Source organism: Amphritea atlantica, from assembly GCF_018860855.1.
Taxonomy (GTDB): Bacteria; Pseudomonadota; Gammaproteobacteria; order Pseudomonadales; family Balneatricaceae; genus Amphritea; species Amphritea atlantica_A.
Genome location: NZ_JAHKQE010000042.1, coordinates 1 through 18697, shown reverse-complemented (window position 1 = coordinate 18697; position 18697 = coordinate 1). Strand labels below are relative to the sequence as shown.

Here is an 18697-nt window from a genome sequence, read left to right as displayed (position 1 = left end):
TACATGTCCTTGGCAGAACGCTGGTTGCTACCAGACGGCGTCAAAGAGGTGCTGCCGCCTCAGGCACAACAGGTTGAGACTGCGCGTCGTCGCTTGCTGGATCTTTATGATAGCTGGGGTTATGAGTTAGTCATGACACCGCTGATCGAACACCTAAACTCACTGTTAGTGGGGGTGGGTCGAGATCTGGAGCTGAATACGTTTAAAGTAACGGATCAGTTAACGGGTCGAATGCTGGGTATTCGTGCAGATATTACCCAGCAAGTCGCGCGTATTGACGCGAACCACTTGAGTTATCAAGGGCCGGTTCGTCTTTGCTATTGCAGTACTGTATTGCATACCCTGCCAGCTAATCCGTTGGCGTCCCGAAACCCGCTACAAGTGGGTGCTGAACTGTTTGGTCATTCCGGTGTTGCCAGTGATGTTGAGATTATCTCGCTGATGGTAGAAACCTTGAATGCGATGCAGGTAAATCAAGAACTAAGTCTCGATTTAGGCCATGTCGGTATCTACCGCGGTTTGATGGGTGAGGCTGCCTTGAGCGCTGACCAGGAAGCTGAATATTTCGAATTGCTGCAACGTAAAGATCTTCCTGAAATTGGGCGATTTTTAGCGCAATCTGATCTGGATGAGCGTATTAAGTGTTATTTGGCTGTTTTGCCGACACTGCATGGTGGGCGGGAAGTGTTGCAACAAGCTCGTGAGTGTTTTGCGGGTGTTGAGCAAACGATTATTGAAGCGTTGGATTATCTGGATGCACTTGCAGAGCAGATCTCCCAGCGTTATCCGCAACTAGATCTGTATTTCGATCTGAGTGAGTTGCGGGGTTATAACTACCATACGGGGGTCGTGTTTGCTGCTTATGTTCCGGCATTTGGGCAAGCGGTGGCTAAGGGTGGTCGTTATGATGAAGTCGGGCGCGATTTTGGTCGTGCTCGTCCGGCAACTGGATTCAGTGCAGATTTGAAAACGCTTGTAGGTTTAGCGGTAATGCCGCCTAAGCTTACGCGTAAAGTTGTACGGGTACCGGCTGTCGAAGACTCTGCAGCGCTGGAAGTTGTGGCTAAGTTGAGAGCTCAGGGAGAGCGTGTTGTGCAGTTGCTGGATAGTACGGTTGTGGAAGATGCGCAGCAGTTTACTCATCAGTTAGTACAGCAGGATGGTACGTGGGTTCTCGAGAGCCTTTAATTATTAAGATAGACTAATCGCTAGAGACAACCAATGGGCAAAAACGTAGTTGTTTTAGGAACACAGTGGGGCGACGAAGGTAAAGGTAAAATCGTCGACCTGTTAACAGATCAGGCTACCGCCGTGGCACGCTTTCAAGGTGGTCACAATGCGGGTCATACGCTGGTAATCGATGGTGAGAAGACGGTTCTTCATCTAATTCCATCCGGTATCCTGCGTGAAAATGTGCTTTGCATGATCGGTAATGGTGTAGTGCTTTCTCCGGAAGCGCTGCTGGAAGAGATAACCGAGTTAGAGGGGCGTGGCGTTCCTGTACGTGAACGTCTGCGTCTAAGCCCTGCCTGTACGCTGATTCTGCCGTACCATGTTGCACTAGACCAAGCGCGTGAACTTGCGCGTGGTGAAGCCAAAATTGGTACGACGGGCCGCGGTATCGGGCCTGCGTATGAAGATAAGGTAGCGCGCCGTGGTTTACGTGTAGACGACCTGATGAATCCGGAACGTTTTGCAGTGAAGCTCAAAGAGGTGTTGGAATATCACAACTTTGTGTTGCAGAACTATTACAAGGTCGAGGCTGTTAGCTATGATGAAGTGCTGAAAGAAGCGCTGGAGATGGCTGAGATCATACGGCCGATGGTTGCTGATGTAACGTCGATGTTGCATGAGTATCGTGAGCGTGGTGAAAACATCATGTTTGAAGGTGCGCAAGGGTCGCTGCTCGATATTGATCATGGTACCTACCCATACGTGACATCATCCAATACAACGGCTGGCGGTACCTCTACAGGTAGTGGTTTTGGTCCGTTATATTTGGATTATGTGCTGGGTATTACTAAGGCCTACACGACTCGTGTTGGTTCAGGTCCTTTCCCGACTCAGTTGGATTGTGAGATTGGTGATCGACTCGCTACGCGCGGTCACGAATTTGGCGCGACGACGGGTCGTGCACGCCGTTGTGGTTGGTTTGATGCGGTTGCGCTTAAGCATGCGATCCGAGTTAACTCCGTTTCTGGCATTTGTTTGACTAAGCTGGATGTTCTTGATGGCTTAGAAACCATTGAGATCTGTGTTGGTTATAAAGATGCGCAGGGTAATTTGGTTAGCTCTCTGAGTGGCAGTGAAGATTATGAAGCGGTTGAGCCGGTTTATGAAACAATGCCAGGCTGGACAGAGTCTACTTTAGGGGCGAAAACCCTGGATGAGTTACCTGCCGCTGCGGTTGCTTACATTAAGCGTCTTGAAGAGTTAACGGGTGCGCCGATTGATATTATCTCAACCGGCCCTGATCGACTTGAAACAATTGTTCTGCGTCATCCGTTTGATGCTTAATCGTTGTTTGTATTCGGTCTGATAGTGGACTGAAAAAAAATCCCAGCTTCGGCTGGGATTTTTTGTATCGAGTGTTTGTTGCTCTTGTGCATCAAAAAAAACCGAGCGAGGCTCGGTTTTTTAACATTAGACGTATGTTATGTAATTACTTGAGCTCATCGTTTAATGCAGGATGGATAGCCTGTAACAATGCCTTAAGTATTTTAGGGTTGCCTGCCACTAGGTTGCCGGAACTCATGTAGTTATTGTTACCGGTGAAGTCGGACAGTAAACCGCCCGCTTCTTGGATCATGAGTGTGCCTGCTTCCATCTCTGATTGTTTCAAACCAATTTGAAAGAAACCATCCAGCCGTCCAGCAGCTGTATAAGCAAGATTCAGTGCGGGTGACCCACCGCTGTGTATGCGGCCATTTTCCAGCGATATATTTTTGAAAATCTGCTGGAAGCTATCGAGATGGGCTTTGTCGCTGCTGCGGCCAAAGAAGCCGCTGCCAATCAGGGCGTTATCTAGCAGCTTGCGATTGCTGACGCGCAGACGTTTGCCGTTCAGTTGCACGCCTCTGCCACGGCTAGCGGTAAACTCTTCACCCGTAATAGGGTTGAGGATGATAGCGTGTTCCAGTTTTCCTCGTTGATGACAGGCAATGCTTAGGGCAAAGACTGGCAACGCGTTAGAAAAGTTAGAAATGCTGTCAATCGGATTAACTGACCATATAACATCACAAACTCTATCTTCAGGTTTGTGTGTGCCGGTATATTCACAGTTGATCTGATGATCGGGATACGCCTTATAGATCGTATTAACGATAGTGCGTTCAGCTTGTTTGCAGGTGTCTTCGATATATTCGATAACACTTGATTGTTCTGATTTGATCAAATCAAGTCGTTCAATAGAACGGGAGATTTGTTCACCTGCGACGCGCGCTCCGCGCAGGGCGATATTAACCATCGGTTGCATCTGTAAATACCAGTAAGGGAACCAAAACGCGCATTATACAAAACAGTTGGCATATAAAGAACAGTCCATGATTAATAGTTGCAAAATATCTGCTAAAATATGGGCCTTTTTTGTAATGGCGGGTTAAAGATGCTGGAAAATATCCGAATCGTGCTGGTTAACACAACCCATCCTGGCAATATCGGTGGTGTAGCTCGGGCGATGAAAAATATGGGCTTGTCCGATCTTTGCCTGATTGAGCCGCGGCGTTTCCCTCATGCAGATGCGAGTGCTCGTGCGGCGGGTGCTGACGATATACTGACAAATGCCACGGTGGTGGAGAGTCTTGAGGATGCGTTGGCCGATTGTCATTTAGTGGTGGGCACCAGTGCGCGTAGTCGTACTATTCCTTGGCCTTTGGTGAATCCACGAGAGCTCGCGGCAATTGTGTCGCCACTGCCGGTGACAACCCGTGTTGCTATTGTCTTTGGGCGGGAAGATCGTGGATTGACTAATGAAGAGCTGCAGCGTTGTCATCAGCATGTGCATATTCCCGTTAATGAGCAGTTTAGCTCGTTAAATCTTGCTGCTGCAGTTCAGGTGATTACCTATGAAATGCGCATGGCGAAAGAGGTTGATGTGAGCGATGCCAAGCCGCGCTGGGGTACGGAGTGGGATGTTGATCTTGCTGAGGGACGTGAGCTTGAAATGTTGTTCGATCACTTTGAAGAGGCGCTAACGGATATCGACTTTCTTGATCCTGAGAAGCCTCGCAATCTGATGCCAAGGTTGCAACGGCTGCTATTAAGAGCGGTGCCTGATAAAATAGAAGTCAATATTCTGCGTGGGATGTTAACGGCAATTCAGAAAGGATGTCGTCGCTAACGTATTGATAAGTAGATGGTTTGTGCTTGATGTAATGGTTGCTGCCTATAGTTGACTGTTTTACTGGGTTTTATAGTTGACCAAAATGGTTGGTTATTGCATAATGTGGTTAGCTTCGTTGACGTGCGAAGAATGACGGAGAGATTGCTAATGCGATTAACAACAAAAGGCCGCTATGCGGTGACAGCGATGCTTGATCTGGCAATCCATGCCGGCAACGGGCCTGTAAGTCTGGCCGATATATCAGAGCGGCAGGGCATTTCCCTGTCATATCTTGAACAGTTATTTGCAAAGTTGCGTCGCAACGAATTGGTTCGCAGTGTGCGTGGGCCCGGTGGTGGTTACCAGTTGAATCGGGAACAGCAAGGTATTAACGTTGCGCAGGTTATTGACGCAGTGAATGAATCAGTTGATGCAACAGGCTGTGGTCATACTGGAAGTTGTCAAGACGGTAGCATCTGTCTGACACATCATTTATGGTGCGACCTGAGTAGCCAGATCCATGATTTTTTAAGCCAGATAACATTGGCTGACCTGATGGAAAGAAGTGATGTACGTACTGTTGCTAAGCGACAGGATCGAGAGCATTTATCCTCATTTGAAGATTCACTCATTTCCGCAAAAGTAACGGCCTGAAACACGGTTCAGGTTTTTGGAGAAGTATAGACAATGAAATTACCAATCTACTTTGATTATTCCGCTACAACACCTGTAGATCCCCGGGTTGCAGAGAAGATGATTGAGTGTCTCACGATGGACGGTAATTTCGGTAACCCGGCATCTCGCTCTCATTTATATGGCTGGAAAGCTGAAGAGGCTGTTGAAACTGCGCGTCGTCAGGTTGCTGACTTGCTGAATGCAGATCCACGAGAGATTGTTTGGACTTCCGGTGCTACTGAATCTGATAATCTGGCTATTAAAGGCGTGGCGCACTTCTATCAGAAGAAGGGCAAGCACATTATTACCTCTAAGATTGAACACAAGGCGGTACTGGATACTTGTCGTCAATTAGAGCGTGAAGGTTTTGAAGTTACTTATTTAGATCCAGACAAAGACGGTATTATTCAACCTGAAGCGGTGGCGGCAGCGTTGCGTGATGATACGATTCTGGTTTCTCTGATGCATGTTAATAATGAAATTGGCGTGATCAATGACATCGCCGCGATCGGTGAAATTACCCGTGCGAATGGTGTGTTGTTTCATGTTGATGCGGCCCAGAGTGCTGGTAAGGTTGATATCGATGTTGTAGCAATGAAGGTCGACCTGATCTCTCTTTCTGCGCATAAGATGTACGGACCAAAAGGTATGGGCGCGCTTTATGTTCGTCGTAAGCCTCGTGTGCGTCTGGAAGCTCAAATGCACGGTGGTGGCCACGAACGTGGTATGCGCTCTGGTACGCTGGCAACGCATCAAATCGTCGGCATGGGTGAGGCTGCAGCAATTGCTAAAGCCGAAATGCATGAGGAAATTGAACGCATTACCGCTTTGAAAAAACGTTTCTGGGATGGTCTTTCCGATATGGAAGAGATCTACCTGAACGGTTCTCGAGATCAGCGTTATATTGGCAATATGAATGTTAGCTTCAACTTTGTTGAGGGTGAGTCGCTGTTGATGTCGCTTAAAGATTTAGCGGTATCTTCAGGGTCTGCCTGTACTTCAGCAAGCTTAGAGCCTTCTTATGTGCTGCGAGCGTTAGGATTGAATGATGAGATGGCGCATAGTTCTATTCGTTTCTCAATCGGCCGTTTTACTACAGAAGAAGATATAGATCGAGCTGTCGTTGAAATTCGTACAGCCGTAGGTAAGCTCCGTGAATTATCGCCTTTGTGGGATATGTATAAAGACGGTGTGGATTTAAGCAAAGTTGAATGGGTCCATCACTAGTCTTAACTAGGTGGATACTGCTTTAGGAGGTCGTTATGGCTTATAGTGAACAGGTTATCGATCATTACGAGAATCCTCGTAATGTCGGCAAAATGAATGATCAAGACGATAACATCGGTACAGGTATGGTCGGTGCACCTGCTTGTGGCGACGTGATGCGTCTGCAGATTAAAGTCAGTGACGACGGCGTTATCGAAGATGCCAAATTTAAGACCTATGGTTGTGGTTCGGCTATCGCCTCTAGTTCACTCGTTACCGAGTGGGTGAAAGGGATGACCTTGGATCAGGCCCAGGAACTTAAAAATACGACAATCGCTGAAGAGCTGGCGTTGCCGCCGGTTAAAATTCACTGCTCTGTATTGGCAGAGGATGCGATTAAAGCGGCTGTTGCTGACTATAAAGAGAAGCAGGCGAAGAAGTAATAACGGAGCCCTAGGCTCAATGGAGTAAACGGATTCATGGCAATTTCAATGACACCGGCTGCGTCTGATCATATTGGCAAATATCTGAAGGGGCGTGGCCACGGGTTTGGTATTCGTCTTGGGGTTCGCACGTCGGGCTGCTCTGGCATGGCTTATGTGCTGGAGTTTGTTGATGATATTCAGGAAGAAGATCAGGTGTTTGAATCGGACGGTGTTAAAGTTGTGATTGATCCTAAGAGTCTTCTCTATCTTGACGGAACCGAGTTGGACTTTGTTAAAGAGGGTCTTAACGAAGGGTTTAAGTTTAATAACCCTAACGTCAAAAATGAGTGTGGTTGTGGCGAAAGCTTTAATATTTGATGCATCATTGGTTTAAGTCGCTCACAACCACTCTTTTTCACCTGCTGGTTATATGATGGATATTACCCAGAACTATTTCGAATTTTTAGCTCTGCCGGTGACGTATCAGCTGGATCTGCAAGCTTTATCTGAACGAAGCCGGGAGTTGCAAAAGACGCTGCACCCGGATCGTTTCTCTCACCTGTCCGACAGAGAGCGTAGACTTTCTGTTCAATACACGGCATACCTCAATGAAGCGGTCGCGACGCTTAAAAATCCTTTGTCGCGCGCTCAGTATCTGTTGAAATTAGAAGGGATTGATACCTTCTCTGAATCTCAGGTACAGCTTGATCCCATGTTTCTTATGCAGCAGATGGAGTTGCGCGAGTCGCTAGAGGATATCGCCAGTGCATCGGATCCGGACGCTGATATTGAGCGGCTCCGGCAGACGGTAGAGCAGGAGATGAAGTCACTGCGTGAACAGTTTGATAGTTACTATCAACAATCGACGCCTTCAGCCCATGAAGCCGCAGCCGTCTGTGTCAGAAAGATGCAGTTTATTGATAAGCTGGGCCGTGAGATTGAAGTTTTGGAAGATCAACTTTTCGACGAATAAATAAATATGGCGTTATTGCAGATTGCAGAACCGGGACAAAGTCCTGAGCCTCACAAGCGTAAGCTGGCGGTGGGCATTGATTTAGGTACGACTAATTCACTGGTTGCGGCTGTTCGCAGTGGCGAATCAACAACATTATCTGATGAGGGCGGCAGTCACTTATTGCCCTCTGTTGTCCGTTATACGGAACAGGGCGTGGTGGTTGGCCAGGCAGCATTGGCAAAAGCCTCGGTCGATCCTTTCAATACGATAGTGTCAGTAAAGCGACTAATGGGTCGTGGTATTACCGATCTGAAAGGCTTGCAAGGTGAAGCGGTTTACCGTTTCAGCGAGCGCGAGGGGGGGATGCCGTATTTGCAGACGGTCGCCGGGGATAAAAGCCCTGTTGAGATCTCTGCGGAAATTTTAAAGACTTTGAAGGCCCGAGCACGCGCAACCTTAGAAGGCGAGCTTGAGGGAGCGGTTATTACCGTACCGGCCTATTTTGATGATGCACAGCGTCAGGCAACCAAAGATGCGGCACAGTTGGCGGGCATTAAAGTGCTACGCTTGCTCAATGAGCCAACGGCGGCTGCGGTTGCCTATGGTTTAGATCAAGCGGCTGAAGGGGTTATTGCTGTTTATGATCTCGGTGGCGGTACCTTCGATATCTCTATTTTGCGCCTCAACAAAGGTGTATTCGAGGTTTTGGCGACCGGCGGCGATAGTGCGCTAGGTGGCGATGATTTTGATTTAGCGTTAGCTGGGTGGTTTTTGGATCAGCTTGGCGGTAAAGAGGTTGTGGCGGGTGAATCCCGTTATCTGACGGAGAAAGCGCGTTGGGTTAAAGAGCAGCTGACCGATCATGAGTCGGTGACGGTAGATCTTGATCATGCGGGACAGAGAATCTCGTTAGATGTTTCCCGTGAGTTGTTTGATAGTCTGGTTGATTCGCTGATTAGTAAAACCATTCGGGCTTGTCGTCGATCCTTAAGGGATGCGGGTGTCGAGCTTGATGAAGTTCAAGATGTTGTCATGGTCGGTGGTAGTACGCGGGTTCCGGCAGTGCGTGCTCGGGTTGAGCAGTTTTTTCAGCGTGCTCCTCGAATCGATATTGATCCCGATCGCGTTGTGGCGGTAGGTGCCGCCATTCAAGCGGATGTCTTGGCTGGTAATAAGCCTGATAGTGAAATGCTGCTGCTGGATGTATTGCCGCTGTCGCTGGGCCTGGAAACCATGGGTGGGTTGGCGGAAAAAGTTATCCACCGTAATTCATCGATCCCAGTGGCTCGGGCGCAAGAGTTTACCACCTATCAAGATGGTCAGACCGCGATGATGATCCATGTGGTTCAGGGTGAACGAGAACTGGTATCAGATTGTCGCTCTTTGGCTCAATTTGTGCTCCGTGGTATTCCGCCAATGGCGGCTGGAGCAGCGAAAATTAGAGTCACATTCCAAGTGGATGCCGATGGTTTGTTAGGAGTGTCTGCTAAAGAGTTATCCACCGGGGTTGAAAGTGAGATTCAGGTGAAGCCTTCGTATGGGCTGGATGATAATGAAATTGCTGATATGCTAAAAGCATCATATAGCTTTGCTGAAGAAGATATGGTGCTGCGCAATCTACGTGAGCAGCAGGTTGAGGCGGATCGGTTGTTATCGTCACTTGAACAGGCGATGCAAGCCGATGGGCAAGCGTTACTTACCGCTGAAGAGCTCGATCATCTGCGTGAGCAGATGGCTATTCTGCAAACGTTACGTGACGGCTCTGATGCGGGCTTGATTGAGCAGGGCGTCAAGGTGCTATCCCAGGCCAGCGATTTCTTTGCTGCGCGACGGATGGATCAAAGCATTAAAAACGCTCTTAAAGGGCATAGTATTGACGAGATTGAGGGGAATTCCTGATGCCGCAAATTATTTTTCTGCCCCATGATGAACTTTGCCCAGAGGGTAAAGTGATTGAGGCCGAAGTAGGCGAGTCCATTTGTGATGCTGCGTTGCGCCAAGGTATCGAGATTGAGCACGCATGTGAAAAGTCCTGCGCCTGTACCACTTGTCACGTTATTGTGCGTGAGGGGTTTGATACGTTGGAAGAATCAGATGAGCTTGAAGACGATATGCTGGATAAAGCATGGGGGCTTGAGCCGGAATCTCGTTTGAGTTGTCAGGCGTTGGTTGGCGACGATGATCTAGTGGTTGAAATTCCTAGGTATACCATTAACCAAGTGTCAGAACGGCATTGATTATTAAGTTATAGGCGTGATCGGAGATAGTTATGAAATGGGTAGATGTTTACGATATCGCAATAGACCTTGATGAAAAGTATCCCGAAACAGACCCGCTGACGGTGAGTTTCCCTGACCTGTACGAATGGGTTATGGCGTTGGAAGGTTTTGAAGATGATCCTGATCGGTGCGGTGAAAAAGTGCTGGAAGGGATTCAGATGGCCTGGATTGAAGAGCGTCAGTAGATGAAATTCAAATAGCCCGCATTAGCGGGTTTTTTCATGGGCACTGATGCTGTTCAGTTAGCATTGGTTAGCGTATAATTGCGCGTTTCATTTTTCTGGCATCCCTGCGACTTTGGTCTGCTGGCCGCCAAACTGCCCTGAACTTTTATACAAAGGATTAATAGCACATGGCTATCGAACGTACTTTTTCTATCATTAAGCCTGATGCCGTTGCAAAAAACGTTATTGGTAAAATCGTTTCTCGTTTCGAGTCTAACGGTCTGAAAATCGTTGAAATGCAACTTAAGCAACTGACTCGTGAAGAAGCTGAAGGTTTCTATGCAGAGCACAAAGAGCGTCCTTTCTTTGGTGATCTGGTTGAATTTATGACTTCTGGTCCTGTTGTTGTTCAGGTGCTTGAAGGCGAAAACGCAATTGCGTTGAACCGTGAACTGATGGGTGCGACTAACCCACAAGAAGCGGCTGAAGGAACTATCCGTCGTGACTTCGCTCAATCTATTGATGCGAATGCGGTGCACGGTTCTGATTCTCCTGCTTCTGCAGAACGCGAGATCGCTTACTTCTTCGGTAAGTAAGTTGTCCCTGCGGGCCGCTATTCGGCGGCCCGTCATTTCATGAACGTTGAGGTCAATATGACTGAATCCACCCGTAAAATTAACCTGCTCGGATACTCTCCTAAAAAATTGGAAGAGTTTTTTGTGAGTATCGGCGAAAAGCCTTTTCGGTCGACCCAGGTGCTGAAATGGATTCATCAGTTTGGTGCCAGCAGCTTTGATGAAATGACCAACATCAGTAAGTCACTTAGGCAAAAGCTAAGTGAAGTCTCCGAAATTCGTGAGCCTGACATACTGGTGCAGAATATTTCCAAAGATGGCACTCGCAAGTGGGTCATTCAGCTAGATGGCGGTTCCGCTGTTGAGATGGTACTGATCCCCGATAATGGCCGTGCGACCCTGTGTATCTCATCACAGATTGGCTGTTCGTTAGACTGCAGCTTCTGTTCGACCGGTAAGCAGGGTTTTAATCGTAACCTCAGCGCCGCCGAAATTATTGGTCAGGTGAGGGTTGCGATCCGCTCATTTGGACCCTTTGATCCCTCCGGTGACCGTCGGGTGACCAATGTGGTATTCATGGGGATGGGCGAGCCATTGATGAACTTCGACAATGTTGTCGATGGTATTCATCTGATGATGGACGATAATGCTTATGGGTTATCGAAGCGGCGTGTTACGTTAAGCACCGCCGGTGTTGTGCCGCAAATTGATAAGCTGAGTCAGGTGACTGACGTATCGTTGGCGATCTCCTTGCATGCGCCCACCGATGAGTTGCGTGATCAACTCGTGCCGATCAATAAACGTTACCCGATTGCCGAATTGGTTGATGCATGTAACCGTTATATGGCGAGTTTGAAAGATAAGCGTGTTATAACAGTTGAATATACCTTGATTGCAGGTATTAATGACCATCCAAGTCAAGCAAAACAGCTAGTTAAGTTGTTAAAGCGTTTACCCTGCAAGCTAAACCTAATACCATTTAATCCGTTTCCTAATTCAGACTATCGTCGTCCGTCTGAAGATGCGATTCAGGCATTTAAGATGGTGTTGGTCAAAGCGGGTGTTATCACCACGGTACGAAGAACCCGAGGTGATGATGTCGATGCGGCATGTGGGCAGTTGGTTGGCCAGGTTATGGACCGTACCCGACGCAGTGAAAAATATATACCGCTAAAAGATGCCAGTGGGGTGCAGCAGGAACCACCTCGTTAATCAATTAAAGGTGATATAAATCTCGCCAGGAGTGAATAAGATTGAAAGGTTATCTGATATTACTGATTAGTCTATTGATTACTGGTTGCGCGGGACAGGACGTCTCGACGACAGAACAGGATATTCCCAAAGCCGTTCAGGCTTATAATTCGTTAGGGATGCAGTATCTGCGCAGAGGTGATACCCCAAATGCCAAGTTGGCGTTTCAGCGCTCCATTGAAATCGATTCAGATTCAGCACAGGCTTATAACGGCTTGGCGATGGTGTTTCAGCTAGAAGAAGATACAGCGCTAGCCGAAAGTTATTTTACAAAAGCGATTAAGGTTGAGCCGGATAGCGCCATGATGCATAACAACTATGGTGCCTTTCTGTTCAGTCTTGGGCGTTACCCGCAGGCCTGTAAAGAACTTGCCCGTGCAACAGAAGACCCTTTTTATAATCAGCGCAGTCAAGCATTTGAGAATTTAGGGCGGTGTTATCTGCTGATTGATCGTTTAGATGCGGCTGAGCATGCGTTTAAACGCAGCCTCACGTTGACGCCGGGGCGCCCTCTCGCGATGTTGCAGTTGACGGATGTGATGCTTCGGAAAAACAATCTCGAAGAAGCGGTCAATCTTTTCGATCAGTTTAGTACGATGGTGGATGAAAAACGAGTTCAACATAGTGCTCAGAGCCTCTGGCTCGGGGTGCAAATATCTCGATTAAAAAATAGCAGTGTTGATGCTGCAACCTATGGTCTGATCCTAAAGAATATGTATCCGGATTCAGAAGAGTATCGGCAGTATAAGGAGTCTACTCTGTGAGTAATGAGCAGTTACTGAATCATGAAGGTGAAGAGTATGGGCAGGTATTTCCTGCTGCTGAATTTGCCGCCGCTAGGGAACAGCAAGGACTGTCGGTCAATGATGTTGCCCGAGAGTTAAAACTGTCGGAAAAATATATTGATTCTCTCGAGCGCGGAGCGTTTGATGAGCTGCCCAGTATGGTATTTGCCCGAGGCTATGTTCAGTCTTATAGCAAATTACTGAATCTAGATGTTAACCGTTATCTAGCGCTGTTTGATAATCTCTACGGTAGAGCAAGTGCCGGCAGCGCTCCTCAGTTCCGTACAACGCCAGGGGTGCAATCAACAGCTAAACTGGGCGATCCTGTCATCAAGTGGTCCGCTTGGATCTTTGTTTTGGCGATTATTGCCGCGACTGTTTGGTGGTGGAAAATACAGCAGGGCACTGATCCAGCGGTATCGCTTTCTCCTGCAACCGAATCGGTTGAGGTTGAGTCTGTTGATGGTAGTACGTTGATTGTTCCTTCGGGCTTGACGCATAGAAACGATAATCTGGCAGAGGTTCAGCCTGAGATAAACTTGGTAACAGCCGATGATAATAGTGATTTGCTAACTGATGCAGCGGCTGATACAGCCGAAGCAGAGTCGGTCGAGGCAGATGAGGCTATCAATGAAGCGCAAGCTAATATTGAAGAGCCAAAAGAGGAACCGTCGCAACCGGTGACCGGAACGGATGTGTCATTGCGTATTACCTTTACGGATGAATGTTGGGTGAGTGTTGAAGACCACACCGGCAAAGTGCTTGAAATGCGCGTTAAGCCTAAGGGTAGTGAGCTGAATGTGTCTGGTGAGGCGCCGCTTAAGTTATTGCTGGGTCGAGTAGAGGCCGTGGGTAATGTATTTCTTAATGGTTCAGCGATAGAGTTTAATCGTGATAGCCGTTCAGGTGTGGTGCGGTTGACGCTGCCACAGAGTGAATAAAGTTTTAACAGATCAGGTAATGAACATTGGCCAAGATTAATGCCATACGTGGAATGAACGATATCCTGCCAGACCAGACACCGGTTTGGCAGTTTCTTGAGAGTAGTGTGAAGTCGGTACTCGGTACCTATGGGTATACTGAGATCCGTATGCCGATTGTCGAACAGACAGATCTATTTAAACGTTCTATCGGTGAAGTGACCGATATCGTTGAGAAAGAGATGTATACCTTTGATGACCGTAACGGCGAGAGCCTAACGCTGAGACCCGAGGGGACGGCTAGCTGCGTACGGGCGGGTGAAGAGCATGGCCTGTTATTCAATCAAGCTCAGCGCCTCTGGTATCAAGGGCCGATGTTTCGTTATGAGAAGCCTCAGAAGGGGCGTTATCGTCAGTTTCATCAGATCGGTATTGAAACCTTTGGCATGGTGAACGCTGATATTGACGCTGAAGTGATTATGCTGAGTGCGCGTCTTTGGCAGCAGTTAGGCATTGCTGATGCCGTTACCTTGCAGCTTAATTCATTAGGCAGCAACGAAGCGCGAGCTGAGTATAAGGAAGCTTTGGTTGCTTACCTCTCGGCGCACAAAGATCAGTTGGACGAAGATAGTCTGCGTCGCTTGAGTAGTAACCCACTGCGGATACTGGATAGCAAAGATGCTAAGACGCAGGCATTGCTTGATGATGCACCTTCGTTGGCTGATTATCTCGATGATGAGTCCCGTGAGCATTTTTCTGACCTGTGTGAAATGCTTGATCAGGCGGGTATTGCCTATGAGTTGAACCCTCGGTTGGTGCGTGGACTCGATTACTACTGCAAAACCGTGTTTGAGTGGGTCACCGATAAACTCGGCGCTCAGGGGACTGTTTGTGCTGGCGGGCGTTATGACGGTCTAGTTAAACAGTTGGGCGGACGGCCGACACCGGCGGTGGGTTTTGCGATGGGGGTTGAGCGACTTATTTTGTTGCTGGAAACACTATCGGTTATTCCTGATGAGGTGAAACAGCCGTTTGATCTTTATTTGGCGGCGGAACATAAAGGTCTGCAAAAATCATTGATGGTATTGGCTGAGCAATTGAGAAATGAATTGCCTGGTATGAGAATCCGTGTACATTGCTCCGGCCTTAAGAATATCAGTAGTAAAGCGCGACAAACCGGCGCCCCATGGGTGGTGTTGGTACGTGAAGAAAACGAGTCGTTGCTGGCTAACCTATGGTATAACTCTGAACCAACCTACGATGTTCAGGTCAACAACTTGAGCGGCTTGCTGCAACAACAGCAACAGGCATAATAATTAAATTGTGAAAGGCGATTAGGAGCAAGCTGTGTCAGATATGCGCACTGAAGAAGAGCAGGTTGAAGCGTTAAAGAGTTGGTGGAAAGAGAACGGTAGATCTCTATTACTCGGTATCGCTTTGGCCTTGGCCGCCGTGTTTGGCTGGAAAGGTTGGCAGAATAATCAGCAGGTTTCCGCTGAAAATGCGGCGGTGGTCTATCAAAATCTGGTGCAGGCTGTTGCGTTGGCAAGCGCGCCGCAAGCGACAGAAGATCAGCGCACCACTGCGACACATCTGGCTAAGTCCTTAAAAGATGAGTTTGGTGATACAGCTTATGCCCGTTTCGGTGCACTCTTTAGTGCCCGCTTATATGTTGATAGTGGTAATTATTCATCCGCACTGAGTGAGCTTGATTGGGTCTTAGCCCAATCACCGGATGAGGTAATGAAAACGGTTGCTACGATGCGTAAGGCTCGGGTAATGGCTGCTATGGGTGATGTAGATAAAGCGGTCTTGCTACTGGATGATCTTAACACTGCTAGCTTCAGTGTGAGTGTGGCCGAGCTAAAAGGCGATCTTTACCTTCAATTGGGACAGATTGATAAGGCTCGAGATGCTTATCAGGTGGCAGTGGCTGCTGCTCCTGAAGGAGCGCGCCCGCTTCTTAATTTGAAGTTAGACAATCTGGCCGTTAAAGGAAGCTAACCGATGAAACAAATATTATGCCGTGCGTTGCTACTGGTTATGTGTTCTCTGACGATATCAGCCTGTGGTTGGTGGGGTGGAGAAGTTGAAATTGAACCGGCAGAACTGGTCGATTTTGACGCGGAAAAAGATGTTGATGTGCTTTGGAGTAAGTCAGTTGGCGCTGGTTTAGGTGAGGCTTTCAATAAGTTGGGCTTAGCAGTGAGTGGTAATGCTGTTTATGCGACTGATGTCGAAGGGAATGTCTTTGCATTTGACCGCGATAATGGCAGTTTGCTTTGGCGTATAGAACTGGATACACCGATAGTGGGTGGTGTTGGTATCGGGCCAAATCATGTTGCGGTGACCACTGAGAGCGGTGAAGTGGTTATGCTCAGTGCAGAAGATGGTGTCGAGATGTGGCGGCAGCAGATGAGCAGTGAAACGCTCAGCCCTGTGCAGATGAATTCAGAGATGGCGGTTGCGCAGCTTCAAAATGGTAAGCTGGTCGCGATGAATATCAGTACCGGTGAGCGGCTTTGGACTTATGATAGTCAGATTCCACGCTTAACGCTTCGTGGAACAAGCTCGCCAATCGTGGCCGCGAATGCCACCATTGCTGGATTCGCGAATGGCAAGTTGGTTGCGGTGCGTAACGATACCGGTGCTGAATTGTGGGAGCGTCGAGTTACTGTACCTGAAGGTAAAACGGAACTTGAGCGACTGATCGATATTGATGCGCGACCTCTCTACATTGATGGAGTGGTTTACATTGTTAGTTATCAGGGCAAGTTGGTGGCGGTAAGTGCATCTGATGCGCAAATTTTATGGTCGCAAACAGCATCTAGCTATCAGAGTTTGGCAGCAGGCTTTGGTAATATTTATGTTAGCCAGGCGAATGGTTTTATCGAAGCCTTTGATCAGCGTAGCAGTGCGAGTGTATGGCGCCAGGCCGCTTTGGAAAATCGTCAAACTACTTCCCCGTCGGTTCTAGGTACCACGGTTGTCGTGGGCGACTATGAAGGTTATCTGCACTTTATGTCCCAAGTGGATGGGCATTTTGTTGCTCGTTATAAAGTCGATTCTGATGGTCTTCGTGGTGATACGGTCGCGGTTGATGACGTTCTTTATGTGTTGAGTAATGGTGGGCGCCTTGTTGCGTTACAACTAAACTAACCACAGCTTATTTGATTCGGCGGTTATCTGATATCTCAGGTAGCCGCTATTTTGTTTTAGACGAATACGTTTTTTAAATTGGTAATAAAAATATGCTTCCGGTAATTGCACTTGTTGGCCGACCCAATGTAGGTAAGTCAACGTTGTTTAACAGACTGACAAAAAGTCGCGATGCGCTTGTCGCTGACTATTCTGGTCTGACTCGTGACCGGAAGTATGGTGAAGGTCGTTTAGGTGATCGGGATTATATCGTTATCGACACCGGTGGTATTTCCGGTGATGAAGATGGTATTGATTATAAAATGGCTGAGCAGTCGCTGGTCGCGATTGAGGAAGCGGATATTGTCCTGTTTTTGGTGGATGGCCGAGCTGGGCTTAATCCTGCGGATGAAATGATTGCGGACCATTTACGTCGATCAGAAAAAGAAAGCTACCTCATTGTAAACAAAACAGACGGCCTTGATCCTGATATTGCCATGTCTGATTTCTACTGTTTAGGTTTGTCAGAACCTTTGCCGATAGCGGCAGCACATGGTCGTGGTGTTACTCAGTTAGTTGAATATGTATTATCTGAAATTCCGTTGCGCGATGAATCCGCCGAGGATGAAGAGCGTCAACGACAAAAGAAAATAGCTATTATTGGCCGACCTAACGTTGGTAAATCAACCTTGGTTAACCGTATTCTCGGTGAAGATCGTGTTGTCGTCTTTGATCAGGCCGGTACTACGCGAGATAGTATCTATATTCCTTTTGAAAGGGATGGCGAGCCTTATACCCTGATCGATACAGCAGGTATTCGTCGGCGTAAAAATGTGACTGAAGCGGTAGAAAAGTTTTCAATTATTAAAACACTACGTGCGATCAATGATGCCAATGTCGTGGTGCTAGTGATTGATGCTCGCGAGGGCGTTTCTGATCAAGATCTCCACCTGTTGGGATATGTGCTTGATGCCGGACGTTCGCTGGTTATCGCCATTAATAAATGGGACGGCATGACTGGCGAAGAAAAAGAGGAGGTGCGTGAACAGCTGCGTCGCCGTCTTGAATTTGTCTCTTTTGCGCGGATGCACTTTATTTCTGCATTGCATGGTAGCGGTGTTGGTAATCTGTTTGTATCGGTTGATGAAGCCTATGGCTTTGCGATGACTAAGTGGGCTACCAATAAATTAACGCGCCTATTAGAGGATATTGTTGCTGATCACCAGCCACCGATGGTGAATGGTAATCGGATTAAGTTGCGTTATGCACACCAAGGTGGGTCTAACCCGCCGATTATCGTGATTCATGGTAATCAGACAAATTCATTGCCGGGTTCCTATAAGCGTTACTTGGAAAATAAATTTACCAAAGTGCTTGGTATTAAAGGAACGCCACTTAGATTTGAGTTTAAGAGTAGCGATAATCCCTTTAAAGATAAGAAGAATGAGCTAAGCAAGCGGCAAGTCATGAAAAAGCTCCGTCAGAAGCTACATAACGATAAGCAGAAAAAGAAAGGCAGAAAAAAGTAAGCCTGGTTATGTGTATGCCCCACTTGTAAATAGCGTCTATCTAGTTGTCGCTGTATGCAGCCGATAAAAACCGCCGACAGGCGGTTTTTGTCGTTTAGTAGGCGCTTCTTCTAGGATAGGTGGGCTTTAGGTTCTTGATCCTGAGGCAACAGTAAGCGGCGCGCTCGTCGTTTTTGCTTTAAAAAAGCATCCTTTTCATCAAATTGACACTTTTTCGTGCTGCCTCTGTTGACTCACTGGCTGTGCGGTGTAGAATGCGCCTCCTCGCTTGAGACAGCCGCCGGAAACGGTCACTGAAACAGGTTGAGCTGTTCGATTAACCCATTGAAAGCGCGGCGTTTAACGCAGGCTTTTAACAGCGGAAAGTTGAACAGAAAGTCACCGACTTCGTTTGAGAATTTGCTAAAAGTTCTTAAATAAAATGGTTGACTTAATTCGGGTGTTGAGTAAAATATGCACCTCGCTTGAGACAGT

20 protein-coding genes are annotated in these 18697 nt (G+C 47.7%); 19 read left to right on the top strand and 1 reads right to left on the bottom strand.

Going from position 1 to position 18697, the window contains the following annotated elements:
- Nucleotides 1-3: 3 nt before the first annotated feature.
- Together KO512_RS17525 and KO512_RS17520 are read left to right on the top strand one after the other, a co-directional pair.
- On the top strand, nucleotides 4-1188 hold the full coding sequence (locus KO512_RS17525) for an ATP phosphoribosyltransferase regulatory subunit (RefSeq protein WP_215953619.1): 1185 nt from the start codon (nucleotides 4-6) through the stop codon (nucleotides 1186-1188).
- 33 nt (nucleotides 1189-1221) lie between these two features.
- Nucleotides 1222-2517 carry an adenylosuccinate synthase gene (locus KO512_RS17520; RefSeq protein WP_215953618.1) on the top strand — a complete coding sequence of 432 codons (1296 nt, stop codon included), beginning with the start codon at nucleotides 1222-1224 and terminating at the stop codon, nucleotides 2515-2517.
- Between the two features lie 145 nt (nucleotides 2518-2662).
- On the opposite strand, the gene KO512_RS17515 is transcribed toward KO512_RS17520, so the two are convergent.
- On the bottom strand, nucleotides 2663-3475 hold the full coding sequence (locus tag KO512_RS17515; RefSeq protein WP_252735100.1) for an inositol monophosphatase family protein: 813 nt from the start codon (nucleotides 3473-3475) through the stop codon (nucleotides 2663-2665).
- 129 nt (nucleotides 3476-3604) lie between these two features.
- Here KO512_RS17515 and KO512_RS17510 point away from each other — a divergent pair, with 129 nt between their 5' ends.
- From KO512_RS17510 to der, 17 genes are all read left to right on the top strand, one after another.
- A complete protein-coding gene (locus KO512_RS17510; protein ID WP_215953617.1) occupies nucleotides 3605-4339 on the top strand; it encodes an RNA methyltransferase in 735 nt (244 codons plus the stop codon).
- Between the two features lie 150 nt (nucleotides 4340-4489).
- Nucleotides 4490-4975: a Fe-S cluster assembly transcriptional regulator IscR gene (iscR, locus tag KO512_RS17505; RefSeq protein WP_215953616.1), complete on the top strand. Its 486-nt coding sequence runs from the start codon at nucleotides 4490-4492 to the stop codon at nucleotides 4973-4975.
- A gap of 33 nt (nucleotides 4976-5008) precedes the next feature.
- Nucleotides 5009-6223: an IscS subfamily cysteine desulfurase gene (locus KO512_RS17500; protein WP_215953615.1), complete on the top strand. Its 1215-nt coding sequence runs from the start codon at nucleotides 5009-5011 to the stop codon at nucleotides 6221-6223.
- 35 nt (nucleotides 6224-6258) lie between these two features.
- Nucleotides 6259-6645 carry a Fe-S cluster assembly scaffold IscU gene (gene iscU / locus KO512_RS17495; RefSeq protein WP_126157641.1) on the top strand — a complete coding sequence of 129 codons (387 nt, stop codon included), beginning with the start codon at nucleotides 6259-6261 and terminating at the stop codon, nucleotides 6643-6645.
- 36 nt (nucleotides 6646-6681) lie between these two features.
- Nucleotides 6682-7005: an iron-sulfur cluster assembly protein IscA gene (gene iscA, locus KO512_RS17490; RefSeq protein WP_215953614.1), complete on the top strand. Its 324-nt coding sequence runs from the start codon at nucleotides 6682-6684 to the stop codon at nucleotides 7003-7005.
- A 55-nt stretch (nucleotides 7006-7060) separates the two neighbouring features.
- Complete coding sequence (hscB, locus tag KO512_RS17485; RefSeq protein WP_215953613.1) at nucleotides 7061-7600, top strand: Fe-S protein assembly co-chaperone HscB; 540 nt, start codon at nucleotides 7061-7063, stop codon at nucleotides 7598-7600.
- A gap of 6 nt (nucleotides 7601-7606) precedes the next feature.
- Nucleotides 7607-9481, top strand: coding sequence for a Fe-S protein assembly chaperone HscA (gene hscA / locus KO512_RS17480; RefSeq protein WP_215953612.1), 1875 nt, complete (start codon nucleotides 7607-7609; stop codon nucleotides 9479-9481).
- Nucleotides 9481-9819, top strand: coding sequence for an ISC system 2Fe-2S type ferredoxin (gene fdx, locus KO512_RS17475; RefSeq protein ID WP_215953611.1), 339 nt, complete (start codon nucleotides 9481-9483; stop codon nucleotides 9817-9819). Before hscA ends, fdx begins: the two co-directional genes overlap by 1 nt.
- Nucleotides 9820-9851: 32 nt before the next feature.
- Nucleotides 9852-10046, top strand: a complete 195-nt coding sequence (gene iscX / locus KO512_RS17470) for a Fe-S cluster assembly protein IscX (protein WP_215953610.1) — start codon at nucleotides 9852-9854, stop codon at nucleotides 10044-10046.
- A gap of 167 nt (nucleotides 10047-10213) precedes the next feature.
- Nucleotides 10214-10621, top strand: a complete 408-nt coding sequence (ndk, locus tag KO512_RS17465) for a nucleoside-diphosphate kinase (RefSeq protein WP_215953609.1) — start codon at nucleotides 10214-10216, stop codon at nucleotides 10619-10621.
- 57 nt (nucleotides 10622-10678) lie between these two features.
- A complete protein-coding gene (gene rlmN, locus KO512_RS17460; protein WP_215953608.1) occupies nucleotides 10679-11812 on the top strand; it encodes a 23S rRNA (adenine(2503)-C(2))-methyltransferase RlmN in 1134 nt (377 codons plus the stop codon).
- 41 nt (nucleotides 11813-11853) lie between these two features.
- Nucleotides 11854-12615: a type IV pilus biogenesis/stability protein PilW gene (gene pilW / locus KO512_RS17455; protein ID WP_215953607.1), complete on the top strand. Its 762-nt coding sequence runs from the start codon at nucleotides 11854-11856 to the stop codon at nucleotides 12613-12615.
- Nucleotides 12612-13577: a RodZ domain-containing protein gene (locus KO512_RS17450; RefSeq protein WP_215953606.1), complete on the top strand. Its 966-nt coding sequence runs from the start codon at nucleotides 12612-12614 to the stop codon at nucleotides 13575-13577. The genes pilW and KO512_RS17450 overlap by 4 nt, the downstream gene beginning before the upstream one ends.
- Nucleotides 13578-13630: 53 nt before the next feature.
- Nucleotides 13631-14869, top strand: coding sequence for a histidine--tRNA ligase (gene hisS / locus KO512_RS17445; protein WP_289847262.1), 1239 nt, complete (start codon nucleotides 13631-13633; stop codon nucleotides 14867-14869).
- 43 nt (nucleotides 14870-14912) lie between these two features.
- A complete protein-coding gene (locus tag KO512_RS17440; RefSeq protein WP_215953650.1) occupies nucleotides 14913-15560 on the top strand; it encodes a YfgM family protein in 648 nt (215 codons plus the stop codon).
- Between the two features lie 3 nt (nucleotides 15561-15563).
- Complete coding sequence (gene bamB / locus KO512_RS17435; RefSeq protein WP_215953604.1) at nucleotides 15564-16715, top strand: outer membrane protein assembly factor BamB; 1152 nt, start codon at nucleotides 15564-15566, stop codon at nucleotides 16713-16715.
- Nucleotides 16716-16807: 92 nt separating this feature from the next.
- Nucleotides 16808-18223, top strand: a complete 1416-nt coding sequence (gene der / locus KO512_RS17430) for a ribosome biogenesis GTPase Der (RefSeq protein WP_215953603.1) — start codon at nucleotides 16808-16810, stop codon at nucleotides 18221-18223.
- Nucleotides 18224-18697 lie beyond the last annotated feature (474 nt).

Excerpts from the sequence above, each read along its gene's own strand:
- KO512_RS17525 (WP_215953619.1), top strand. The coding sequence starts at position 4 with ATGTCCTTGGCAGAACGCTGGTTGCTACCAGACGGCGTCAAAGAGGTG.
- KO512_RS17520 (WP_215953618.1), top strand. The coding sequence starts at position 1,222 with ATGGGCAAAAACGTAGTTGTTTTAGGAACACAGTGGGGCGACGAAGGT.
- KO512_RS17515 (WP_252735100.1), bottom strand. The coding sequence starts at position 3,475 with ATGCAACCGATGGTTAATATCGCCCTGCGCGGAGCGCGCGTCGCAGGT.
- KO512_RS17510 (WP_215953617.1), top strand. The coding sequence starts at position 3,605 with ATGCTGGAAAATATCCGAATCGTGCTGGTTAACACAACCCATCCTGGC.
- iscR (WP_215953616.1), top strand. The coding sequence starts at position 4,490 with ATGCGATTAACAACAAAAGGCCGCTATGCGGTGACAGCGATGCTTGAT.
- KO512_RS17500 (WP_215953615.1), top strand. The coding sequence starts at position 5,009 with ATGAAATTACCAATCTACTTTGATTATTCCGCTACAACACCTGTAGAT.
- iscU (WP_126157641.1), top strand. The coding sequence starts at position 6,259 with ATGGCTTATAGTGAACAGGTTATCGATCATTACGAGAATCCTCGTAAT.
- iscA (WP_215953614.1), top strand. The coding sequence starts at position 6,682 with ATGGCAATTTCAATGACACCGGCTGCGTCTGATCATATTGGCAAATAT.
- hscB (WP_215953613.1), top strand. The coding sequence starts at position 7,061 with ATGGATATTACCCAGAACTATTTCGAATTTTTAGCTCTGCCGGTGACG.
- hscA (WP_215953612.1), top strand. The coding sequence starts at position 7,607 with ATGGCGTTATTGCAGATTGCAGAACCGGGACAAAGTCCTGAGCCTCAC.
- fdx (WP_215953611.1), top strand. The coding sequence starts at position 9,481 with ATGCCGCAAATTATTTTTCTGCCCCATGATGAACTTTGCCCAGAGGGT.
- iscX (WP_215953610.1), top strand. The coding sequence starts at position 9,852 with ATGAAATGGGTAGATGTTTACGATATCGCAATAGACCTTGATGAAAAG.
- ndk (WP_215953609.1), top strand. The coding sequence starts at position 10,214 with ATGGCTATCGAACGTACTTTTTCTATCATTAAGCCTGATGCCGTTGCA.
- rlmN (WP_215953608.1), top strand. The coding sequence starts at position 10,679 with ATGACTGAATCCACCCGTAAAATTAACCTGCTCGGATACTCTCCTAAA.
- hisS (WP_289847262.1), top strand. The coding sequence starts at position 13,631 with ATGAACGATATCCTGCCAGACCAGACACCGGTTTGGCAGTTTCTTGAG.
- KO512_RS17440 (WP_215953650.1), top strand. The coding sequence starts at position 14,913 with ATGCGCACTGAAGAAGAGCAGGTTGAAGCGTTAAAGAGTTGGTGGAAA.
- bamB (WP_215953604.1), top strand. The coding sequence starts at position 15,564 with ATGAAACAAATATTATGCCGTGCGTTGCTACTGGTTATGTGTTCTCTG.
- der (WP_215953603.1), top strand. The coding sequence starts at position 16,808 with ATGCTTCCGGTAATTGCACTTGTTGGCCGACCCAATGTAGGTAAGTCA.